The sequence below is a fragment of the Paraburkholderia phytofirmans genome (assembly GCF_046028095.1).
Lineage (GTDB): Bacteria > Pseudomonadota > Gammaproteobacteria > Burkholderiales > Burkholderiaceae > Paraburkholderia > Paraburkholderia phytofirmans_A.
The window spans coordinates 309575-328376 of record NZ_JAQQDJ010000007.1 but is presented as its reverse complement, the minus strand read 5'-3'; the positions used below and the strand labels follow the sequence as shown (position 1 = coordinate 328376).

The 18802-nt window shown below is 64.6% G+C and carries 17 protein-coding genes; 12 read left to right on the top strand and 5 right to left on the bottom strand.

Annotated features, from left to right (window positions below; translation table 11 throughout):
* Nucleotides 1-131: 131 nt before the first annotated feature.
* The 5 genes from fba to PQR54_RS21525 all read left to right on the top strand — a co-directional run bounded on the left by fba (nt 132) and on the right by PQR54_RS21525 (nt 5368).
* Entirely contained in the window at nt 132-1196 is a 1065-nt protein-coding gene (gene fba / locus PQR54_RS21545; protein WP_106284084.1) for a class II fructose-bisphosphate aldolase, read from the top strand.
* A 132-nt stretch (nt 1197-1328) separates the two neighbouring features.
* Nucleotides 1329-2219 carry a phosphoribosylaminoimidazolesuccinocarboxamide synthase gene (locus tag PQR54_RS21540; RefSeq protein ID WP_408249152.1) on the top strand — a complete coding sequence of 297 codons (891 nt, stop codon included), beginning with the start codon at nt 1329-1331 and terminating at the stop codon, nt 2217-2219.
* 269 nt (nt 2220-2488) lie between these two features.
* Nucleotides 2489-3007, top strand: coding sequence for a 5-(carboxyamino)imidazole ribonucleotide mutase (gene purE, locus PQR54_RS21535; protein WP_132373250.1), 519 nt, complete (start codon nt 2489-2491; stop codon nt 3005-3007).
* 113 nt (nt 3008-3120) lie between these two features.
* Entirely contained in the window at nt 3121-4317 is a 1197-nt protein-coding gene (locus tag PQR54_RS21530) for a 5-(carboxyamino)imidazole ribonucleotide synthase (protein WP_408249150.1), read from the top strand.
* 10 nt (nt 4318-4327) lie between these two features.
* The gene (locus tag PQR54_RS21525) at nt 4328-5368 is read left to right on the top strand and encodes an L-threonylcarbamoyladenylate synthase (RefSeq protein ID WP_408249148.1); all 1041 of its coding nucleotides are present in this window, start codon (nt 4328-4330) and stop codon (nt 5366-5368) included.
* A gap of 108 nt (nt 5369-5476) precedes the next feature.
* Here PQR54_RS21525 and PQR54_RS21520 read toward each other — a convergent pair whose 3' ends face one another.
* The 3 genes from PQR54_RS21520 to dacB all read right to left on the bottom strand — a co-directional run bounded on the left by PQR54_RS21520 (nt 5477) and on the right by dacB (nt 9721).
* The gene (locus PQR54_RS21520) at nt 5477-6727 is read right to left on the bottom strand and encodes an SGNH/GDSL hydrolase family protein (RefSeq protein WP_408249146.1); all 1251 of its coding nucleotides are present in this window, start codon (nt 6725-6727) and stop codon (nt 5477-5479) included.
* 94 nt (nt 6728-6821) lie between these two features.
* Nucleotides 6822-7784, bottom strand: coding sequence for a sterol desaturase family protein (locus tag PQR54_RS21515; protein WP_408249144.1), 963 nt, complete (start codon nt 7782-7784; stop codon nt 6822-6824).
* A 188-nt stretch (nt 7785-7972) separates the two neighbouring features.
* Nucleotides 7973-9721, bottom strand: coding sequence for a D-alanyl-D-alanine carboxypeptidase/D-alanyl-D-alanine endopeptidase (dacB, locus tag PQR54_RS21510; RefSeq protein WP_408249142.1), 1749 nt, complete (start codon nt 9719-9721; stop codon nt 7973-7975).
* 222 nt (nt 9722-9943) lie between these two features.
* On the opposite strand from dacB, the gene PQR54_RS21505 reads away from it, so the two are divergent.
* The 6 genes from PQR54_RS21505 (at nt 9944) to PQR54_RS21480 (ending at nt 15729) form a co-directional block, all read left to right on the top strand.
* The gene (locus tag PQR54_RS21505) at nt 9944-10606 is read left to right on the top strand and encodes a response regulator (RefSeq protein WP_012434228.1); all 663 of its coding nucleotides are present in this window, start codon (nt 9944-9946) and stop codon (nt 10604-10606) included.
* A gap of 4 nt (nt 10607-10610) precedes the next feature.
* Nucleotides 10611-11912 carry an ATP-binding protein gene (locus tag PQR54_RS21500; protein WP_408249140.1) on the top strand — a complete coding sequence of 434 codons (1302 nt, stop codon included), beginning with the start codon at nt 10611-10613 and terminating at the stop codon, nt 11910-11912.
* 158 nt (nt 11913-12070) lie between these two features.
* Nucleotides 12071-13591, top strand: a complete 1521-nt coding sequence (locus PQR54_RS21495; protein WP_408249138.1) for a DegQ family serine endoprotease — start codon at nt 12071-12073, stop codon at nt 13589-13591.
* Between the two features lie 302 nt (nt 13592-13893).
* Complete coding sequence (locus tag PQR54_RS21490; protein WP_408249136.1) at nt 13894-14391, top strand: carboxypeptidase-like regulatory domain-containing protein; 498 nt, start codon at nt 13894-13896, stop codon at nt 14389-14391.
* A gap of 150 nt (nt 14392-14541) precedes the next feature.
* A complete protein-coding gene (locus PQR54_RS21485) occupies nt 14542-14934 on the top strand; it encodes a DUF427 domain-containing protein (protein ID WP_408249134.1) in 393 nt (130 codons plus the stop codon).
* Between the two features lie 33 nt (nt 14935-14967).
* Nucleotides 14968-15729: an SRPBCC family protein gene (locus PQR54_RS21480; protein WP_408249132.1), complete on the top strand. Its 762-nt coding sequence runs from the start codon at nt 14968-14970 to the stop codon at nt 15727-15729.
* Between the two features lie 137 nt (nt 15730-15866).
* Here PQR54_RS21480 and PQR54_RS21475 read toward each other — a convergent pair whose 3' ends face one another.
* The gene (locus tag PQR54_RS21475) at nt 15867-16958 is read right to left on the bottom strand and encodes a helix-turn-helix domain-containing protein (protein WP_408249130.1); all 1092 of its coding nucleotides are present in this window, start codon (nt 16956-16958) and stop codon (nt 15867-15869) included.
* A 165-nt stretch (nt 16959-17123) separates the two neighbouring features.
* On the opposite strand from PQR54_RS21475, the gene PQR54_RS21470 reads away from it, so the two are divergent.
* Nucleotides 17124-17756 (top strand): cysteine hydrolase family protein, encoded by a 633-nt coding sequence (locus PQR54_RS21470; protein ID WP_408249128.1) that lies wholly within the window; start codon nt 17124-17126, stop codon nt 17754-17756.
* Between the two features lie 174 nt (nt 17757-17930).
* On the opposite strand, the gene PQR54_RS21465 is transcribed toward PQR54_RS21470, so the two are convergent.
* On the bottom strand, nt 17931-18590 hold the full coding sequence (locus PQR54_RS21465) for a TetR family transcriptional regulator (RefSeq protein ID WP_408249264.1): 660 nt from the start codon (nt 18588-18590) through the stop codon (nt 17931-17933).
* Nucleotides 18591-18802 lie beyond the last annotated feature (212 nt).

Genomic DNA, 18802 nt, shown 5'->3' with positions numbered 1-18802 from the left:
TGCGCGTTGAGCGGCAAGGACCGCTCCGCGCTTTAGAGACCGTGCGAACGGGTATGCAGCTTGCTCCGGGACCAACTCGCAAAAAAGGTGCCGACGGCAAAAGATTTCGTTTCAATCTATGGAGTTATTGCATGCCTCTCGTATCAATGCGTCAACTGCTGGACCATGCTGCTGAAAACGGCTACGGTCTTCCGGCATTCAACGTGAATAATCTGGAGCAGGTTCAGGCGATCATGGCGGCGGCCGACAAGGTCAACGCTCCGGTCATCATGCAGGCGTCGGCCGGCGCGCGTAAGTACGCGGGCGAAGCGTTCCTGCGTCATCTGATCGAAGCCGCAGTCGAGTCGTATCCGCACATTCCGGTCGTGATGCACCAGGATCACGGCCAGTCGCCGGCGGTCTGCATGGCGGCGATTCGCAGCGGTTTTACCAGCGTGATGATGGACGGTTCGCTCGAAGCCGACGGCAAGACGGTCGCGTCGTACGAGTACAACGTAGACGTGTCGCGCAAGGTCGTGGAAGCGGCTCACTCGATTGGCATCACGGTGGAAGCGGAACTGGGCGTGCTCGGTTCGCTGGAAACCATGAAGGGCGACAAGGAAGACGGCCACGGCGCGGAAGGCACGATGACGCGCGAGCAGTTGTTGACCGACCCGGAGCAGGCTGCCGATTTCGTCAAGCTGACCCAGTGCGACGCGCTGGCTATCGCGATCGGTACGTCGCACGGCGCGTACAAGTTCAGCAAGAAGCCCACGGGCGATATTCTGTCGATCCAGCGCATCAAGGAAATTCACCAGCGCATTCCGAACACCCATCTGGTGATGCACGGTTCGTCGTCGGTGCCGCAGGAACTGCTGGCGGAAATCCGTGAATTCGGCGGCGACATGAAGGAAACCTACGGCGTGCCGGTCGAGGAAATCCAGGAAGGCATCAAGAACGGCGTGCGCAAGGTCAATATCGACACGGACCTGCGTCTGGCCATCACCGGTGCGATCCGCCGCTACATGGCGACCAACCCGGGCAAGTTCGATCCGCGCGATTACCTCAAGCCGGCGCGCGAAGCGGCGATGAAGATCTGCGTCGAGCGCTACACGCAATTCGGCTGCGAAGGCCAGGCTGGCAAGATCAAGCCGGTTTCGCTTGATAAAATCGCGGAGAAGTACAAAGCAGGCGAGCTTTCGCAAGTCGTCCGCTAAGCTATCAACAGGCTCCGCGCCTGGCCGTTTGGCCAGGTTGTCGTTAGACCGCCGTTCCCGCATCATCCGGGGAACGGCGTTTCCCTTTTGTTCCGGTCACACTTTTTGCCTCACTTTTAGCGAACCACGACGATGTCTACCCTCTACGAATCCACGCTCCGCTCGCTGCCGTTGCTCGGCCGCGGTAAAGTCCGCGACAACTATGCGGTGGGCAACGACCAGTTGCTGATCGTCACGACCGACCGTCTGTCGGCGTTCGACGTCATCATGGGCGAGCCGATTCCGAATAAGGGACGCGTGCTCAACGAAATGGCGAACTTCTGGTTCGAGAAACTGAAGCATGTGGTGCCGAACCACCTGACGGGCGTCGCGCCCGAATCCGTGGTGGCGGCCGACGAGGTCGAGCAGGTAAAGGGCCGCGCGGTCGTCGTAAAGCGTCTGGAACCGATCCTCGTCGAAGCCGTGGTGCGCGGCTATCTGGCCGGCAGCGGCTGGAAAGACTACCAGGCAACCGGTTCGGTATGCGGCGTCGAACTGCCGCCGGGTCTGCAAAACGCGCAGAAGCTGCCCGAGCCGATCTTCACGCCGGCAGCCAAGGCCGAAATGGGCCATCACGACGAAAACATCACTTACAACGAGATGGAGCGCCGCATCGGCACCGAACTATCGGCCACGATCCGCGACATCTCGATCAGGCTGTACAAGGAAGCGGCTGATTACGCGGCCACGCGCGGCATCATCATCGCGGATACGAAGTTCGAGTTCGGTCTCGACAATCACGGCAAGCTGTATCTGATGGACGAGGCGCTGACCGCGGATTCGTCGCGCTTCTGGCCGGCCGACCAGTATCAGGTCGGCACGAACCCGCCGTCGTTCGACAAGCAGTTCGTGCGCGACTGGCTCGAAACCCAGCCGTGGAAGAAAGAGCCGCCGGCGCCGAAGCTGCCGGACGACGTTGTCACTAAGACGGGCGAGAAGTATCAGGAAGCGCTTGAACGCCTGACCGGGCATAAGCTCGCCTGATTCGCGCTGGTCAGATTGGCGCCGGTCGGCCTCGCATCGGTTGGATCGCATCTCCCGGATTCGCGCCGCGTAAGTAAGGGCGGCCGCAACGGTTTTGCGCTCCCGAGAAAGTCGCCTCGGGACTCACCCCTCGAGGGGCGGGCGCGAAGCAACTGCTTTGCGCCGCTTCTAACCGGGCGCCGGACCACCGCAAAGTTTTTCGCTCCGCCGGGGCGTCTGGCGCGAAGCGACAGGTCCGGGGCGCTCTCAAGAAACAAGGAAGCCGTAAGATGAGTGAAGCACAAACCGCCCATACGCATGGCGCGCCGGTGATCGGCGTGCTGATGGGCTCCAGTTCCGACTGGGAAGTGATGAAGAACGCCGTGGCCATTCTGCAGGAATTCGGCGTGCCCTACGAAGCCAAGGTCGTGTCCGCGCACCGCATGCCCGACGAAATGTTCGCCTATGCTGAAAGCGCGCGCGAGCGCGGCATTCGCGCGATCATCGCTGGTGCGGGCGGCGCGGCGCATCTGCCGGGCATGCTGGCCGCCAAGACCACGGTGCCGGTGCTCGGCGTGCCGGTGGCGAGCAAGTACCTGAAGGGCGTCGATTCGTTGCATTCGATCGTGCAGATGCCCAAGGGCGTGCCGGTCGCCACGTTTGCGATCGGCGAGGCGGGCGCGGCGAACGCGGCGCTGTTCGCGGTGTCGCTGCTGAGCGGCACGAGCGACGAGTATGCGGAGAAGCTGGCTGCGTTCCGCGTGCGCCAGAACGAAGCGGCTCACGCCATGGTGTTGCCGGCGCTGTAAGTGCACAGACTGATTGCTTGAAGACGTCCCCCTGTCCGACCCCCGGCCGGGTGCCTGCCAGCGCATTGCACGCACGCATTGCACACAGCACCCAGCCGCGACCGACCACTAAGATGAACCCAGACAACACACCGGTTTCACCGATTCTGCCCGGCGCATGGCTTGGCATGGTCGGTGGCGGCCAGCTCGGCCGCATGTTCTGTTTCGCCGCTCAGGCCATGGGCTACCGCGTCGCCGTGCTCGATCCGGACGAAAGCAGTCCGGCGGGCGCCGTCGCCGATCGCCATCTGCGCGCAGCTTACGACGACGAAGCGTCGCTGACCGAACTGGCGCGGCTGTGCGCGGCGGTGTCCACCGAATTCGAGAACGTGCCGGCCGCGAGCCTCGACTTCCTCGCGCGGACTACGTTCGTGAGTCCGGCTGGGCGCTGCGTCGCCGTGGCCCAGGACCGGATTGCCGAGAAGCGCTTCATCGCGTCGTCGGGCGTGACGGTCGCGCCGCACGTGGTGATCGAATCGTCGGACGCGCTGGCCGCGCTCGACGATGCGAAGCTCGAAGCCGTGCTGCCGGGCATTCTCAAGACCGCCCGCATGGGCTACGACGGCAAAGGCCAGATTCGCGTGCGCAACGCCGAGGAAGTGCGCGAGGCGCATGCTTCGCTCGCCGGCGTGCCGTGCGTGCTGGAAAAGCGTCTGCCGTTGAAGTTCGAAGTGTCCGCGCTGATCGCGCGCGCGGCGAGCGGCGCGTCGGTGGTCTATCCGCTTGCGCAGAACACGCATCGCGACGGCGTGCTGTCGCACACCATCGTCCCGGCGCCGGATGCGAGCCCCGCGCTCGTGCAGCAGGCGCAACAGGCCGCACTGCAAATCGCCGACAAGCTCGGTTACGTGGGCGTGCTGTGCGTCGAGTTCTTCATTCTCGAAGACGGTTCGCTGGTGGCCAATGAAATGGCGCCGCGCCCGCACAATTCCGGCCACTACACCGTCGACGCCTGCGCGACCAGCCAGTTCGAACAACAGGTGCGCGCCATGACCGGCATGCCGCTCGGCGACACGCGCCAGCATTCGCCGGCTGTCATGCTGAACATTCTCGGCGACGTGTGGTTCCCGGACGGCCCGAAGCGCGCGGCGGTCACGCCGCCATGGCATGAAGTCGCCGCGATGCCGGCAGCCCGTCTGCATCTGTACGGCAAGGAAGAGGCGCGGTGCGGCCGCAAGATGGGCCACGTCAACTTCACGGCGGCCACGCTCGAAGAAGCGCGCACGGCCGGACGCGATTGCGCACGGCTTCTGCACATCATCACGAGCTGACACGAGCGCCATGCCGGATCAACAGAAACACGCCGAGGGCGCATTGCCTGTGAGCGCCGCGCAGATCGAACACGCGGCGGCGCTGCTCGACGCAGGCGGTCTGGTCGCGTTTCCGACGGAGACGGTCTACGGTCTCGGCGGCGACGCCGAGAGTCCCGACGCGGTCGCTCGCATTTACGCGGCGAAGGGCAGGCCGGCGAATCATCCGGTGATCGTTCATCTCGCGCCGCAAGGCGACCCGAACTACTGGGTCGAGCATTTGCCTGCAGAAGCGCAGCGGTTGATCGACGCGTTCTGGCCGGGCCCTCTCACGCTGATCCTGAAGCGCGCCGCGCGCATTCCGGCGGCGGTGAGCGGGGGTCAGGATTCGGTGGGATTGCGCTGCCCGTCGCATCCGGTCGCGCAGGCGTTGCTCGATGCGTTCAATGCGTTGCGCGGCGGACATGGCGGTGTGGCGGCGCCGTCGGCGAACCGGTTCGGACATGTGAGCCCGACCACGGCGCAACATGTGCGCGACGAGTTCGGTAGCGCGATTCATGTGCTGGACGGCGGCGCGTCGGATGTCGGTATCGAATCGACCATTCTGGATTTGTCGCGCGGTTTTCCGGCGTTGTTGAGGCCGGGGCGTGTGACACCGCAAGACATCGCCGACGTGCTCGGCGAGGCGCCGCGTTTGCCGGACGGTTCGGACGCGACTGCGCCGCGGGCTTCCGGCACGTTGAAGGCGCACTACGCGCCGCGCACGCCGTTGGCGCTGTTGCCGTTCGTCGCACTGGAGCCTTTGCTGGCCGCGCGGCAAGCGGATGAGCGCGTGGCGCTGGTGGCGCGTGCGTCGCGAGCCGGACATTGGGCCGACGCCGAGGGCGTGCATTTCATCGCCGCGCCTGAAGATCCGCATGTCTACGCGCGCGAACTGTATGGCTTGCTGCGGGCGCTGGATCGCGCGAACGTGACGCGGATTCTGATTGAGAAGCTGCCGGATACGATCGAGTGGATCGCTGTTAATGATCGGTTAGGGCGGGCTGCTGCTGCGTTCGAAGCACAGGGGTAGCGCCGGCAGTGCACGGCTGCATCAGCCGCCGGACCTCTCATTCACCACAGCAAAAAAAACGGCGGATCGAGTCTCGATCCGCCGTTTTGCCTGCTACGTCTTGCCTGATTACTTGCCCAACCCCGTCGCAGCAATCTGCTGCTGCACGTACTGCGCGAACAACGCGTGCAAATGCGTGCTCGGGTGCACCGTGTCCGCGAACATATACGTCTGGTCAGCGCCAGCCACCGTATAAGTTTGCGGCGAGCAGAACAGCGACGAGCCGAACTGCGCCCCGTACTGAGCCGGCGTCAGCCCGTTCGTCGCGCTCGGATTGGCAGTGGCGTACGCGGTTGCGTTGGTCTGCATCGACGCCAGGTTACACGCCGTGCCGGTGTTGGACACCGTGAAGCCCAGCGCCTTGTAGTTCGGCAATTGCTGATCGATCCACGTGAAGGCGTCGGCCACGATGACCTTGCCCGTACCCACCAGGCCGAGGCCCGTCAGGTTCTGCACCAGCAGATAGTTATACGCCGCGGTAATGCCGGACAGCAGTGCAGCCGAACCGGGCGTGCTTGCATTGGCGGCGACGCCGAGCGGCGTGTTGCCGATGTCCGGCACGGTCGACACCACCACGTGAGTCGCGCCCGAACTGACGATTTTCTGGACTTGCGCGGCGAGCTGCGTGGCGGCCTGCGCGATCTGCGGATTGGGCAACTTCTGCAGGTAGCCGACGATGAACGCCACCTGGCCCGCTTGCGAGTTCGGCAGTGTGCCGGCTTGCACGAGCAGCGGGTACTGTGTCTGTAGCGCGGCGCCGAGCGCCGTCAGATTGGCGGTGGTCCCCGCGAACTGGAAGATGTCGTTCGCGCCGCCGTTGATCAGCACGAGCTGATTCGCGTTGAAGCTCGTATGCGCGCCCAGGTAGTTGGCCACCTGCGTAACGACCGGCACGGTCGTCGCCGCCATGTTGTTGGGCGCCCAACCTTGGCCTTGAGCATTGACGACGTCCGAGCCGCCCTGCGCATAGCCCAAGCCGCCCGCTGCGACCAACGGCTGGCCGAAGCCGCCGAGGTACGCCGGCGTCAACGTGTCGCCGTAGTACTCCGCAACCTTCTGGGTCCACACTTCACCCGGGTTCGTCGTGAAGCGGCCGCCGCCGAAGCTCCCCTGAATCACCGGCGAGTACGTGCCGACATCCGACAAGCTGTCGCCGAACGACACGACCTGCAATTTGACTCCGCCTGCAGGCGTGCTGCTCGCGTTGTTGTTATTGTCGCTACCCCCGCCGCAAGCCGCGAGCAGAGCGAAGGCCGTGCTGGCCATGGCGATCTGCGTGACACGCAGCCAATGTTGTTTCCGCGATGCTGTTTGCTTCATGTTGACGACATCTCCTCGTATGTGTGGCCCTTATGCCATGTGTTGCAGGCAGCGCCCACCGCTTAGGCGGCGTGACGACAGCTTACAGAATCTTCTACGGCCTGCGTGGTGTTTGAAACGCGGCCGTATGGTCTTGCTTCACGCGCGTTGCCTCGCGCAGATTTTCACCTGAATCCATGCGCGCTACTGATGAACCGGCCGCGCGCCGCGCATGATAATCCGCCGCCCACGCGGGCGGTGCAAACAGCGCGCGCAGTTTGTTGCGCCAGCCGCGCACGCTCGCGAAGTCGACGGCCATCGACGCCCATTCATGAAACGTCGCCTTCAGCGGGTTATACGTGTGAAGCGGTTCGACGATGCCGTAGACCGGCGCATCGCGCAAATCTTCCTCGACGTAGCTGCCGAACAGGCGATCCCAGATCACCAGCACGCCGGCATAGTTGCGGTCGATATAGCGGTCGTTGCGCGCGTGATGCACGCGATGAATCGACGGCGTGTTGAACACGTATTCGAGCCAGCCGAGTTTGCCGATGGCCTGCGTATGCACGAAAAACTGAAAGCCGAGATTGATCAGCACGATCGCGACGATCTGCTTCGGCGGAAAACCGAGCACGGCGAGCGGCGTCCAGAACAGCCACATGCCGGCGATCGGATACATCAGGCTCTGGCGGAACGCGGTCGAAAAATTCATGCGCTCCGACGAGTGATGCACGACATGCGCGGCCCACAGCCAGCGCACGCGATGACTGCAACGATGGAACACGTAGTAGAGCAGATCCTGCGCGATGAACAGCACGACGAACGAGACCCAGCTCGCCTGCCATGTGTAGATGCGATAGTGATCGTAGAAGAACGCGTAGACGGGGATGATGGCGAGCCACGCGAGCTTGTCGGCGGCTTGCTGCATCAATGCGAGCGAGGCGTTGCAGAGCGTGTCGCGCCAGCTATAGAGTTGCGCGTCCGGCTGCGTGCGCCGCAGGTGCCACGCCTCCCAGCCGATGCATGCGAGAAAGACTGGCGCCATGGCGAGCAGCAGCAATTCGGCATCGAATTGCATCGTGTCTTCCTCCGTGGTCCCTGGCCGCCGCGCTGTGCGCAGCGGATGTTGTCGTTTTTGTTCGAGCGGGACCGTAGACGATGCACGGGCCCGGCGCCACGCCTGGCGTATTACGCGCGCCTCAAACACTGCCCGACAGCGTACACGCTTGAGCACGTCGCCGCGCGCGGCTTCGCTAGAAGGAACACTCAGTGAGCGCCGCGCTTGTGCGGGTTTTTCCTGGGCTTGATGCCGCGTGGTTCGACGACCGGATCGGACACCCTGGTGAAGCCCTGCGACGGTCCTTGATACACCCATTCGAGCAGCGCGTCGTGCGCGGCGCGCGCGGCTTCCGAATGCGGATCGTTGATCAGGCTGACGACCACGTAACTGTTACCGTCCGCGGAGGCCACGTAGCCCGCAATCGCCCGAACGTCGCGCAAGGTGCCCGTCTTGATGTGCGCATTGCCGCCCGCGCCCTGGTTGGTCAAGCGGTTGCGCATGGTGCCGTCGACGCCCGCGATCGGCAGCGACTCCACGAACACCTGCGCGACCGGGCTCGCGTTGGCTCGCTGCAATAAATCAGCGAGCGAGAGCGCGGTGACATGCTCGTCGCGCGACAGGCCCGAGCCGTTATCGAGCGTCAGATATTCCATGTCGACGCTGTCGCGGCGCAGAAACGCCTGGATTGCACGCGCCGATTTGGCGGTCGTCGCGGGTCCCTTTTCCTCGGCGGCGCCGATCGTCAGGAACAGGTTGCGCGCCATCGTGTTGTTGCTGAATTTGTTGATGTCGCGAACGATGTCGGACAGCACCGGCCCCTGATGCGTCGCGATCAGTTTGGCGCCGACGGGCACCGCGCCTTCGCGCGTCGCGCCGCTGAACGTGCCGCCGGTTTGCTGCCACAGCGCGAGAAAACCGCCCGCGAAAAACGCCGAGTGGTCGAGTACCGCGACGTTGATCGTGCGCGGGCCGCAGCGCATCGAATAGTCGCCGCTGAACGAGGCCACGACGGTGCCGTTCGGCTGCGGCGTGACGCTGGGCGACACCGAGGCCGCGTCGCCGCGGCACGGGCCGTTCACCGCGTGCATCTGGTTGTCGATCTGCAACTGCGCGAGCGCGGGCAGCACGTCGATCGCGACGCTGCCGTCGGGCGACGGCGTCAGCGTGAACGACAGCGATTTGAATGCATACAGCAGCGGATCGGGACCGACGTTGTACGGCGCGGTGGCGTCGTCGTCGAACGGCGGCAGGTCGCGCGTGGACGGATCGAAGTAGCGCTTGTCGAGCACCAGCGCGCCGTCGATACCGTTGATGCCCGCCTTGTGGATCTTCTGCACGAGATCGATCAGTTCTTCCGGCACGAGCTTCGGATCGCCGGTGCCTTGAATGTAGAGATTGCCGTGCAGCACGCCGTTGGCGTCGATGGTGCCGTCCGCGTAGGCGCTCGTTTTCCAGCGGTAGTCCGGGCCGAGTATCGACAGGCCCGAGTAGGTGGTGACGAGTTTCATCGTCGAGGCGGGCATCATCGGCTTGCCGGCGTTCAGCGCGAGGATCGGCGTGCGGTCGCCGACTTTCTCCACGACCACGCTGATCGACGACGAGGGCACGTGCGCGCGCTGCAAGCCAGCCATTACCGGCTGCGGCAAGACGGTAGTGACGTTGACGCTCGGACGCGTGGCCTTGACGCGAGCCTGCGCGGCGAGCGGCAGCGATGCGCCGCCGCCGAGTGCGGCGCAAGCGAGCAGCCAGGCCATGGCGCGCGGCGCGGACCGGCGCGGCAGATGCATGGTGGAAGCAGCGGCCGTAGTCGAAGCGGCGCAAGCCGCGCCAGCGGACAAAGCCGTGAGCGTGCTTGTAGCGGCGGAAGCGGAAGCAGAGGCGGATCGCGCACGCAGCGCGACACGACGTACGTATGTGATGCGGCGTGCAAGAGAAACCAGAAATGCGTGCGTCATGGACGGGCGAAAAAGCAAAATGTCAGGGCGTGGGGCACGCGGCGATTCAGGGCGACGCCGATGGATCGCTTTGGCGCGCGGACGAAAACGCCGGCCGCGCGAAGCAAAGCGCCCATTGTAGAGAGTTGCCGCCAGGCTGCGGTGGAAAATGCGCCACGCGGCGCGCATGCAGAGAGCGGGCGCTAGAATGCGGCATCATCGAACGATTCGGAACGGATAACCATGCGCATCTTGCTAGTCGAAGACGACCGGATGATTGCCGAAGGCGTGCGCAAGGCGCTGCGCGGCGAAGGCTTCGCGGTCGACTGGGTGGAAGACGGCGAAGCGGCGCTCAGCGCGGCGGGCAGCCAGCCTTACGATCTCGTGTTGCTCGACCTGGGCCTGCCCAAACGCGACGGTCTCGACGTGCTGCGCACGCTGCGCGCGCGCGGCCACGCGTTGCCGGTGCTGATCGTTACCGCGCGCGACGCCGTGGCGGATCGTGTCAAAGGCCTCGACGCCGGCGCCGACGACTACCTCGTCAAACCTTTCGATCTCGACGAACTCGGCGCCCGTATGCGCGCGCTGATCCGGCGTCAGTCGGGACGCAGCGATTCGACCATTCGCCACGGCAACCTGACGCTCGATCCCGCGTCGCATCAGGTCACGCTCGACGGCGCGCCGGTCGCGTTGTCGGCGCGTGAATTCGCGCTGCTCGAGGCGCTGCTCGCGCGCCCCGGCGCGGTGCTCTCGAAGAGCCAGCTCGAAGAAAAAATGTACGGCTGGGGCGAGGAGATCGGTAGCAATACCGTCGAGGTCTACATTCACGCGCTGCGCAAGAAACTCGGCGCGGAGCTGATCCGCAACGTGCGCGGTCTGGGCTACATGATCGCAAAGGACGCCTGAGCCGATGCGTTCGATTCGCCGTCAATTGCTGGTCTGGCTGCTGGCGCTGGTGCTGCTCGGCGTCGGCATCGCGGGTTGGCTGATCTACCGGCAAGCGCTTGCCGAAGCCAACGAACTTTTCGATTACCAGTTGGAGCAGATCGCAGCGGCGCTGCCGTCGGAACCGTTCTCGCAAGTGCTCGGTTCGCGCGACACCGGCGACGAGGGCATCGTGCTGCAGATCTGGAATCGCAATGGCGTGCTGATGTACTACTCGCGTCCGCGTGCGCCGCTCGCGCCGCGCGCCGAACTCGGCTTTTCCACCGAGCACACGGATCGCGGCGAGTGGCGCGTGTATGGCGCGATCGTCGGCGATAACGTGGTGCAGTTGGCGCAGCCGGTTTCCGTGCGCAACCGGCTTGCCGCGAATGTCGCGTTGCGTACGCTGTGGCCGTTGATCGTGCTGCTGCCTTTGCTGGGGCTCGCGGTGTGGGTGGTTATCGGACGCGGACTCAGGCCATTGCGGCGCGTGACCAGCGCGCTCGACGCGCGTCATCCCGAGGCGCTCGATCCTTTGCCGGACCAACGCCTGCCGCTCGAAGTGCAGCCGCTCGTGCGTGCGCTGAACGGACTGCTCGAACGGCTCGCGACCGCGCTCGACATTCAGAAGGCATTCGTCGCCGACGCCGCGCATGAATTGCGCACGCCGCTTGCCGCCGTGCAGATTCAGGCGCAACTGGTGGCGCGCGCGAAAGACGACAGCGGCCGCAGCGAAGCGCTCGCCGATCTGCAAGCCGGCGTGACGCGCGCCACGCGTCTCGCGGAACAACTGCTGGCGCTCGCGCGTTCCGAACCGGACGGCCTCGCCGCCACCGACGCGATCGATCTGCGCGCGCTGCTGCAGGAGTGCGTGGTGGCTTACGCGCCGCTTGCGCTCGATCGCGGCGTCGATCTCGGCATCGAGGCGACCGAATCCGCCACCGTGATCGGCGATGCCGACGCGTTGCGCGTGATGTTCAACAACCTCGTGGATAACGCAACCAAATACACGCCACGCGGCGGACGTGTGGATGTCAGCCTGCACGTCGAAGAAGGGCACCCGGTCGTGCGGATCGCCGACAGCGGACCTGGGATCGAACCGGCCGAACGCGATCGCGTGTTCGATCGTTTCTATCGCGCTGGCGCCGGCGCGAATCGTGTGCGAACTGATGTGGCGGGCAGCGGTCTGGGTCTGGCGATCGTGCGCCGCATCGCCGTGCAGCATCATGCTGCCGTATCGCTCGACGAATCACCGGCGGGTGGCTTGCAGGTTAGCGTGCGTTTTTGAAGGCAAGGCTTTCTGTTCGTAAAGAGACTTAAACAAGGCTTAAACAGGCCTAAATAACTGGATGGGAAGCGGATCTGTCGCTGCTTAAGACTCTTTTAAGCGATGCCCCGTACGCTTCGAGACATCCAAAGTCTCTTTCTCCCAGTCAGGAGTACACGATGAACGCGAAAACCTTGTCCCGCAGCGCTGTTGCCATCGCTGTCGCCGTAGCGCTTTCCGCCGGCTATGTAGCGGGGCATCGCGACGTGCCCGCGCCGCAGGTAATCTCGCCGGCGCAAGCCGCGATGATGCCTGCTGAAGCCGCCGCCAAAACCGGCATTCCCGACTTCTCGGGCCTCGTCGAAACCTACGGCCCGGCCGTGGTGAACATCAGCGCGAAGCACGTCGTCAAGCAGACGGCGCTGCGCGGCAATCCCGGCAATGGCAACGGCGGCGGCAATCAGTTGCCGATCGATCCGAGCGATCCGTTCTACCAGTTCTACAAGCACTTTTTCGGCGGCATGCCGGGCATGCAAGGCGGCGGCGACGGCGGCGATGCGCCCGATCAGCCGAGCGCGAGCCTCGGTTCGGGATTCATCGTCAGCAATGACGGCTACATCCTGACCAACGCGCACGTGGTGGACGGCGCGAACGTCGTCACCGTGAAGCTGACCGACAAGCGCGAATTCAAGGCGAAGGTGGTCGGCGCCGACAAGCAATCCGACGTCGCCGTGCTGAAGATCGACGCGAGCAATCTGCCGACCGTGAAGATCGGCGATCCGCGCCAGAGCAAGGTCGGCCAGTGGGTCGTCGCGATCGGCTCGCCTTACGGTTTCGACAATACGGTGACCTCGGGCATCATCAGCGCGAAGTCGCGCTCGCTGCCTAACGAAAACTACACGCCGTTCATTCAGACCGACGTGCCGGTAAATCCGGGCAATTCGGGTGGCCCGCTGTTCAATCTGCAAGGCGAAGTGATCGGCATCAACTCGATGATCTATTCGCAGACGGGCGGCTTCCAGGGCCTTTCGTTCGCCATCCCGATCAATGAGGCGATCAAGGTCAAGGACGACATCGTCAAGACCGGCCACGTGAGCCGCGGCCGTCTCGGCGTGGCGGTGCAGGGCATGAACCAGACGCTCGCCAATTCGTTCGGCATGCAGAAGCCGCAAGGCGCGCTGGTCAGCTCGGTCGATCCGGGCGGCCCGGCGGCCAAGGGCGGTTTGCAGCCGGGCGACGTGATCCTGTCGGTGAACGGCGAACCGGTCAGCGACTCGGCTGATCTGCCGGCGCAGGTCGCGGGTCTGGCGCCGGGCAGTTCGGCGACTGTGCAGGTCTGGCGCGACAAGGCCACCAAGGATCTGAAGGTGACCATCGGTGCGTTGTCGGATGCGAAGGTCGCCTCGGACAAGACCGATCAGCCGACCCAGTTGCAAGGCCGGCTCGGCGTGGCGGTGCGGCCGTTGACGCCGGAAGAGAAGAGCGGCGCGTCGGTCTCGCACGGTCTGCTGGTGCAGCAATCGGGCGGCGCGGCGGAAAGCGCAGGCATCCAGCCGGGCGACGTGATTCTCGCGGTCAACGGCCGGCCCATTTCGAGCGTCGATCAACTGAAGCAGATGATCGCCGGTGCCGGCAACAGCATCGCGTTGCTGATCCAGCGCGACAACGCGCAGATCTTCGTGCCGGTCGATCTCGGCTGATGGGCCGCGCGCGGCGGACGGCACAGTCGCTCGAGCGGTTCGAAGTTTGACCGACGCTGCGGCTGGTCTCAACGCGAATTGAAGTAATGCTTGCCGGTCCGTTGCAGTTACTGCCAGCGGACCGGCAATTTTTATTTGGACCTTTGCATCGAAGAAGAGCGCTGTGCGCCATCCGGCATGGCGCATGGTGGTTTCCACATGACGCGGCCGGCGGCTTGGCACGCAGGTTGCGTCTGCCTTGATCCGGGCCCATTGCGGGACACCGGAGAAGCAGGCATAGGACCTCAACAAGGAGCGAACCGATGAAAACCCAACGCAATCAGCGAAGGATCGTAGCCGCCGCGGTCACCGCAGCGCTCACGCTCGGTCTGGCGGGTGGCGCATACGCACAGCAGGCAAGCGAAACGACCGGCGGCACGACCACCGATCAATCCAGCGCGGGCAACGCCAACGGCGGCGGCCTGCCGCAAATCCAGCAGCAAGGCGACGTCTCGTTCGTATCGGGTGGCGTCGGTCTCGACGAATCGAAGGCACTGCAGCAGGCGCAAAGCCAGTGGCCACTGTCGCTGCGCTTCACGGGCCCGGGTTCCGACTTTCTCGCCGACGTTCATGTGCGCGTGGTCGATGCGCACAACGGCGAGGTGCTGAGCACCACGTCGCGCGGGCCGTATATGCTGGTGAAACTGCGCCCGGGCCGCTACACGGTGCATGCGCAGTACAAGGATCGCGACCAGTCGAAACCGGTGACGATCCCGGCCAAGGGCACCGCGAGGGCCGCCTTCTACTGGAACACGCAGTAAGCCAAGTACCGTTCTGGGCGGTGGTGTGGCCGGCGCCGCACGCCGCGCAGGAAGGTCGCGCAATCGGCCGGACTTTGGCCGATAATGAAGCCACGGGCACCCCCGTGGCTTTTCTGTTTGCATGACCGCACACCATCACGGAGCCGAGACATGAGCGATGCCTTGACACCTCACGGGAGCCCAGACGCGAGCACGGGCGGGCACACCATCGTGATCACCGGCAACACTCACCGGGTGCGGATGATTCACGGCGGCGTGACCATGGCCGATACGCAGGCGGGGCTGACACTGTCGGAAACCGGCCTGCCGGACGTGTTCTATTTCCCACGTTCGGACGTGAACATGGCCAGGCTCGAGCGCTCGACGCACAGCACGCACTGTCCGTTCAAGGGTGACGCGTCGTACTTCCATCTGCGCACGGAAGACGGCTTGATCGAGAACGCCGTGTGGAGTTACGAAACGCCGCTCGAGTCGGCGATGCAGATCAAAGGGTATCTCGCGTTTTACGCTTCGCGCGTCGACCGCATCGATCAGACGTCCTGATCCCGCTGTCGCGCGTTCATCGGGGAGGCTGCCATGGAACTGAACGACGCGTTACGGATTCCGCTTGCACCGTCCGACGTCTGGGAGGCGTTGCAAGATCTCGCGCTACTGCGCGCCAGCCTCGACAACTGCGAGTCGTTCACGCGCCTCGCGCACGGCGAATACGAACTGATCATGACCGTGCCGCTCGGTCCGCTGCGCGCGCGCTACCAGGCGCGTGCCCACGTGGCCGGCCAGGACTCGGGTCCGGCGGACGCCCAGCGCCGCACTATCAACTTCAAAGCCCGCGCCGAAGGCATCGGCGCCTTGCGCGGACAGATCGAAGTACGCTTGCGCGCGGACGAAAGCGCGCACGGTGTCGACAGAGAGCGCGGCACGCGGATCGATTACACGATCTGGGCGACCTCGTCCGGCCCGCTCGCCGAACTGCCGACGCGGCAACTCGAAAACGCGCTGCATCAACTCGCCGACGACTTTTTCACCGAGTTCGACGCCGTCGTGCGCGCCAAGCATGGGCAAGGTCCAAATCGCGCGCGGGGTTCGGCGGTGCGCCGCCAGCATGTGTTTCTGCGGCCGATCACGCTCGGCAACATGGCGCGGCGCGTGCGCTCGGATCACGGCAATGCGCTGCCTGGGCGCGCGGCCAGCGCGTCGCACGGCGCCGCGCATGGTGTATCGCATGGGGTCCCGCATCACGAGCCGAGTCCTCATGCGGTCCCGAATTGGGCCTGGGCCGCGATGATCTTTCTGGTCGCGCTGCTGTTGTATGTCGCGCGCTGGATCAGCGAGCATTGATTCTGGTGGTGTCCGTCGTAGTTGTGGCGCGGGCGGCGAGTAGCGCCGCTGTCGCGCCGATGCGACTACGAAATCCTGGTGGCCTGCTACGAAACGTCGTTAGCTGAGTACAGGCGCGTGCGCATTCACACTCCCACTCACGCGCCGCGAAACTCCCTTCGCCACGCCGACGGCGACGTGCGGAACGCCTCCGCGAAATGTTGCCGTAGCGAAGCGGTCGAGCCGAAGCCTGCGATTCCCGCGATCGCTTCCACCGACTCGTCGGTGCACTCCAGCAATTGCTGCGCGCGAGCGAGCCGCTGCGCCAGCAGCCACGCGCCGACGGTCGTGCCGGTGGCGAGCCGGAAGCGTCGCGTGAAGGTCCGGCGGCTCATCAGCGCACGCCCGGCTAGCGTATCGAGCGTATGCGGCAACGTCGGATTGCCGCTCACCCAATCGAGCAGACTCGACAACCGGTCGCCGCGCACATTCGGCGGGATTGGTTGCTGAACGTATTGCGCCTGGCCGCCTTGCCGATGCGGCGACACCACTAGCCGGCGCGCGACGTGATTCGCGACTTCAGCGCCGCACAGTTTGCGCATCACATGCAGACAGCAGTCGAGGCCGGCGGCGGTGCCGGCCGAGGTCAGCACGTTGCCGTCGTCGACATAGAGCACGTTCGGGTCGAGGCGCACGCGCGGGTAGCGGCGCGCGAAGTCGTCGGCCCACGCCCAGTGCGTCGACGCCGGACGGTCGTCGAGGATGCCGGCGGCCGCCAGCACGAACGCGCCCAGACAGAGCCCGACCAGTTGCGCGCCGCGCGCGTGGGCGGCGCGCAGCGCGTCGAGCAACGCGGCGGGCGGCGTTTCGGCCGGGTCGCGCCAGCTCGGCACGATGATCGTGTCGGCATCGGCGAGCGCTTCGAGTCCATGCGTGACGGCGATCGAAAAGCCGGCGGTGGTGGTCAGAGCGCCCGTTTCGGCGGCGCAGACGCGGAACTCGAACTCCGGCACGCCGCCGCCGCTGCGGTCCTCGCCGAAAATCACGCACGGCACCGAAAGATGGAACGGACTGATGCGGTCGAACGCGACCACCGCGACGATATGGCGGAGCGGTTCGCCGCGTGTCGCGACAGAGGAAGCGGAAGCAGAAGCGGAAGCAGAAGCAGAAGCAGAAGCAGAAGCAGAAGCAGAAGCAGAAGCAGAAGCAGAAGCAGAAGCAGAAGCAGAAGCAGAAGCGGGCGCGGCCATCAGTCACCTCGAATTCCGACGATGGCCCGATTCTAGCGAATCTTGTCATTCGGGTCGCTGTCGGGAAGTCGGCCGTGAGAGAACAATGCAGTCATCGCCGCGGCTCGTTCCGAGTCCAGACCGGACCGGCCGCGCGGCCCCTTTACCCGACCGAGGAGTCTTGCCATGACCACACCGCGCCGTGCGTTGATCGTCATCGACGCGCAGAACGAATACGTGAGCGGCGATCTGCCGATCGAATACCCGGACGTGCAAAGCTCGCTCGCCAACATCGGCCGCGCGATGGATGCGGCGCGGGCCGCCGGTGTGCCGGTGGTGGTCGTGCAGAACTTCGCGCCGGCCAGCTCGCCGTTGTTCGCGCGTGGCAGCAGCGGGGCGGAGTTGCACCCGGTGGTGGGCGAGCGGGCTCGCGATCATTACGTTGAAAAGTCGTTGCCCAGCGCTTTCACCGGCACCGATCTCGCCGACTGGCTCGCCGCGCGTCAGATCGACACGCTGACGGTGACCGGCTACATGACGCACAACTGCGACGTCTCGACCATCAACCACGCGGTTCACTCGGGGCTGGCCGTCGAGTTCCTGCACGACGCGACGGGTTCGGTGCCGTATGAGAACAGCGCGGGTTTCGCCAGCGCGCAGGACATCCACCGGGTGTTCAGCGTGGTGCTGCAGTCGCGTTTCGCGGCGGTGGCGAGCACGGACGAGTGGCTCGCGGCGGTGCAGAGCGGGGCGCCGTTGGAGCGCGGCAATATCTATGCGTCGAATCAGAAGGCACGGGCCACGCGGGCCGCGGCGTAAAGAAAGCACGGACGGTGGCCGCGTCGAGCGCTGCTATATAAGAATGCGGCGCTACGGCCCGGCGGATAGAACAAAGTGGAGAATGCGGCATCACGCATGCCGCGCATGAAACAAAGGCGGCGGGTTGCTCACCCGTCCGCCTTTTTACGTCGATCGCTTTCGTGAGGTAATCGACTAACCGCCGCCGCTCCGCTGCGCATGCCCATTGCGCAACGCCGGGCTCAACTTCAGCGCGTCGAAAATGCCTTCGACCATCTGCGCGGCGTGGGCGCCGAAATCCGTGGCGTCGGGCAAAAACAGCATGTCGCGCAGCGAACCGCTGACAAAGGCATGCACCATCGCCGCCGCCAGCTTCGTGTCCAGATCCGCGGGCAGTTGCCCTTTGGAGATGGCATTGCGCAGACCGCCTTCGATTTTCTGGAGCCCTTCGCGCATGTTGGTCTGATAGCGGACCATCACCGGGCCCATTTCCTCGACCAGCTCGCATTTCAGAAACAGGATGTCGAACACGCGCCGGCGACGTGGATCGTTAGCGGTGTCGCGCAGACAGACTGTGCAGATTTCCATCAGACGTCCGAGCGGATCGGGCTCGTTGGGATCTTGCGAGGCGGCTTTGAGTTCGTCCAGCGGCAAAAGCACGCGGTCGAACATTTCAGTGAACAGATCGCTTTTATGCGCGAAGTGCCAGTAAATGGCACCGCGTGTGACGCCGGCGGCCTGCGCGATGTCGGCAAGCGACGTGCGCGATACGCCTTTCTCGAAGAAAACCCGTTCAGCCGCGTCGAGGATACTGTTGCGCGTCTCCTGCGCCTCTTCTTTGGTTCTTCTGACCATGTTGGAATGACCTGCCCTGATTGTGGGGTTTTCCCGAGCGTTTTTAAGTGCGCCCGATGACAATCCGTCTACCGTTGAGCGAATTGCGAAGCGATCTTGCAAGCCCCCTGCCAGCAAGAGATAAACGCACTTTTACATGCATTCGTGAATGTATATATAATAGCATCCCACGATCGGATAGCCCAAGCCGTGACGAAACGTTAATATCCGTC